This is a genomic window from Sandarakinorhabdus sp., assembly GCF_031430775.1.
Lineage (GTDB): Bacteria > Pseudomonadota > Alphaproteobacteria > Sphingomonadales > Sphingomonadaceae > Sandarakinorhabdus.
This window is the reverse complement of the sequence record NZ_JANPCD010000164.1, coordinates 1-3,393: the sequence shown is the minus strand read 5'-3', so window position 1 is coordinate 3,393 and position 3,393 is coordinate 1. Positions and strand designations below refer to the sequence as shown.

The 3,393-nt window shown below is 68.3% G+C and carries 3 protein-coding genes; all 3 read left to right on the top strand.

What is annotated here, in order from left to right; all coding sequences use genetic code 11:
- Positions 1-711 (top strand): phosphotransferase family protein (locus tag RMQ73_RS10560; RefSeq protein WP_310498188.1); only part of this gene is annotated, 711 nt, incomplete at its 5' end.
- A 25-nt stretch (positions 712-736) separates the two neighbouring features.
- Positions 737-2,521: a M28 family peptidase gene (locus RMQ73_RS10555; RefSeq protein ID WP_310498187.1), complete on the top strand. Its 1,785-nt coding sequence runs from the start codon at positions 737-739 to the stop codon at positions 2,519-2,521.
- A gap of 25 nt (positions 2,522-2,546) precedes the next feature.
- Positions 2,547-3,393 (top strand): hypothetical protein (locus tag RMQ73_RS10550; RefSeq protein WP_310498185.1); only part of this gene is annotated, 847 nt, incomplete at its 3' end.

The following is a 3,393-nucleotide window of genomic DNA, read 5'->3' as shown; positions in this document are numbered from 1 at the left end:
GATGGCCGGGTGATCTGGGACACGACCTTCCCATCTGTCCCGCGCGAGGAACGCCGCGCCTATTTCGATGCCATGAACAAGACGATGGCCGACCTGCACATGGTCGATATCGCAGCCGCCGGCCTATCCGATTTCGGCAAGCCCGGCAATTATTTCGCCCGCCAGATCGCCCGCTGGTCGCGGCAATATCTCGAAGACCCCGATGCCGGCCGCGTGCCGTCGATGGACAAATTGTGCGAATGGCTGCCCGCCAACATCCCGCCGGGCGATGAAACCAGCATCGTCCACGGCGATTATCGCTGCGACAACATGATCTTCCATCCCACCGAGCCAAAAGTGCTCGCGGTGCTGGATTGGGAATTGTCGACGCTGGGGCACCCGCTGGCCGATTTCTCCTATCATCTCATGATGTACCGGATGCCGCCATCGACCACCACGGGCCTGATCGGCAATGACCTCGACGCGCTGGGCATCCCGTCCGAGGCCGAATATATCCAGTCCTATTGCCAGCGCACCGGCCGCACCGGCATCCCCGACATCGATTTTTATGTCGCCTACAACATGTTCCGCCTTGCCGGCATCATCCACGGCATTCGCGGCCGGGTGGTGCGCGGCACGGCCGCCAGTGAACATGCGAAAAAGACCGCCGAGGGCGTCGAAGTGCTCGCCGATCTCGCCTGGGCGCAGGCGCAAAAGCTCGGCGCCAAATGAAGCATATCCGCGAAGGTCTTGCCTGATGAACCGCTGGCCCCTGTTTGCCGTCACGTTGTTGCTGGCGGCAATATTGGGCTGGTGGGCCAATCTGACACCCGCGCCGCTGCCGGCGACCGCGCCGGCAGGCCTGTTCGCCGCCGGCCGCGCCATGGCCGATGTTCGCGTCGTTGCCGCCCGCCCGCATCCCGGCGCATCGCCGCAAAATGCCGTGGTCCGCGCGCACCTCGTGGCACGGCTGACGGCGCTGGGCTTTGCCGTGCGGCAACAGCCGGTGGCGTTGACCGGGCGCCCGGCTGAACGCCTCGCGAAATGGGGCGGCGATCCTGCCGCCGGCCTCGTCAATATCGTCGCGGTGCGCGGGGGCCGCGCGCCCGCGCTGCCCGCCGTGCTGCTGATGGCGCATTATGACAGTGTCTGGGGCTCGCCCGGCGCCGCCGATGATGCGTCCGGCACAGCAGCCGCGCTGGAAATCGCCCGTGCCATTCCCGCCGCCGATCAGGCCCGCGACCTCATCATCCTGCTCACCGACGGCGAGGAACTTGGCCTTGTCGGCGCCCGCGCCTTTTTCGGCGAGGCCCAACCGGCGGGCGCGCGCGGCAGTTTCCGCAAGGGCGGCGCTTTTCAGGCCGCAGCCAGCGCCGACCCGCTGGTCGGCCATGTCGGCTTTGTCATCAACATGGAGGCGCGCGGCGGCGGCGGCCGGGCGATGATGTTCGAAACCGGGCGCGGCAACGGCGAGGCGGCGGCCTTGCTGGGCGCCGCAATGCGCGACCCTGCGGCCAACAGCCTGTCCGTCGCCATCTACGAAAGCCTGCCCAACGACACCGATTTCAGCCCCTCCAAGCGGCGCGGCCTTCCCGGCATCAACTTTGCCTTCATCGGCGATGCCTGGGCCTATCATTCCCCGCTGGCGACACCTGACCGGCTCGACCAGGGCGCGCTCCAGCACATGGGCGCACAGGCGCTTGATGTGACGCGCGCACTGTTGGCGGCACCGACCCTGCCGGCCCGCGCGCCCGACTGGGCGTTTGCCGATGTGCTGGGCCTGTTCATCATCGGCTATCCACTCTGGGCCGGCTGGCTGGTGCTTGGCGCCTCGGCGGCGCTGTTGCTGCTGGCGGCGCGGCTGCGACCGGGCGAATGGCGGCTGGGCGGCGTGATGCGCTGCGGCGTCGATGGGATCGCAACCGCTGCGCTCGCCGCACTGCTGCTCACCGGGTTCAACATGCTGTCGGGCAGCATCGGCAGCGAATATTATGACCGGCTGGCGGCCTTGCCCCGGTTGGAATTCCAGGCGGCGCTGCTGGTGTTGGCGGTCATCATCACCGCCTGCGGTTTCCACCGCGCGCCTTTTGATCGGGCGCTTGGCCTTGCCGGTCTTGGCTGGCTGGTGGCTCTGGCCATTCAGGCCGCCGTGCCCGGTGCCGGGCCGGTGTTCGCCTGGCCGGTCTTGATCGCCAGCGGCGGCATCGCTTTTGCGGCTGCCCGCAAACCGCGCCTGCCCGGCGGGCCGCTGCGCCTGCCCGAATTGCTCCCCGCCATGCTCGGCGCCGTCATCGGCCTCGCCATGCTGGGCGCCATCGGCCATTTTGCCCTTTTGGGCGTCGGCGATGGCCTGCCGGCGGTGCTGGCGGTGCTGATGCTGCCCGGTATGGCGCTGCTGGCACTGCTGCTGCCGCCTGCGCCGCAGGGCTGGCGCAGCGCGGCCTTTGTGCTCATCGTCGCTGCTGCCGCCATGGCGCTGTGGATACGGCTTGACGGTGTCGCCCCGTCCGTTCCACCCTATGCGGACACCAAGAAAAGCTGACTCTTCCGCCCCCGGAGCTTGATCGATGTTGTTGTTTGCGTTGTTGCTGGCGGCCTCGCCGCCTTTCACGTCCACCCCGGCTGCCCAAAGCCCTGAAGACGCCGCCATTACCGTCACCGGCAAGCGGATCGACGCTGCCACCGCCCAGGCCGGCGCCCGCAAGATGGTCGCCGATGTGTTGCCGCCCAGCCCGCGCGGCGGGCAATATGCGCGGTGGAACACGCCGCTGTGCCTCAAGGTCATCGGGCTTGAATCCGCCCCGGCCACGCTGGTCATGCGCCGCTTCATGGCCATCGCCGCCGGGGCCGGCGCCGAGATGGCCAAGGGGCGCTGCAAGCCCAATGTTTCCATCACCTTCACTGCCGATGGCGCGGCGCTGGCCACGCAGCTGCTGCAAAAACGCCCCAACAGCTTCAGTTATGACGTGCTTGCGGGCGCGGATCGCGACGCCTGGCTGAACCAGCCGCTGCCGGTGCGCTGGTGGTCCGCCACCCGCATCGAATCGGCCGATGGCAGCCCGGCCTATAATGGCCCCAGCACCGCCCTGATGTCTGCCGGCGGCGCGGCCGATCTCGGCTCGCTGGGCAACAGCGACAGCGTCTCGCTCGATAGCTGGTCCGGCAGCCTCATCGACAGCAAGGCGCGCCTTTCGGCGACATCTGCGACCGTCATTGTCGATGTGCCGCGCGCGACGGGCGTGGACCTTGGGGCACTGGCGTCGCACATTGCCATGGCGGTGCTGTCACAGGCCCGGCTGCGCAACCAGGCAGCGCCGGACCAGTCGATCCTCGGCCTGTTTCGCGCCGGCCCGGCTGCCCCGACCGATCTCACGCCGTGGGACCGGGCGTTGCTGACGGCCCTTTATACAACGC

Coding starts and splice junctions, on each gene's coding strand:
- RMQ73_RS10555 (WP_310498187.1), top strand. CDS start 737: ATGAACCGCTGGCCCCTGTTTGCCGTCACGTTGTTGCTGGCGGCAATA.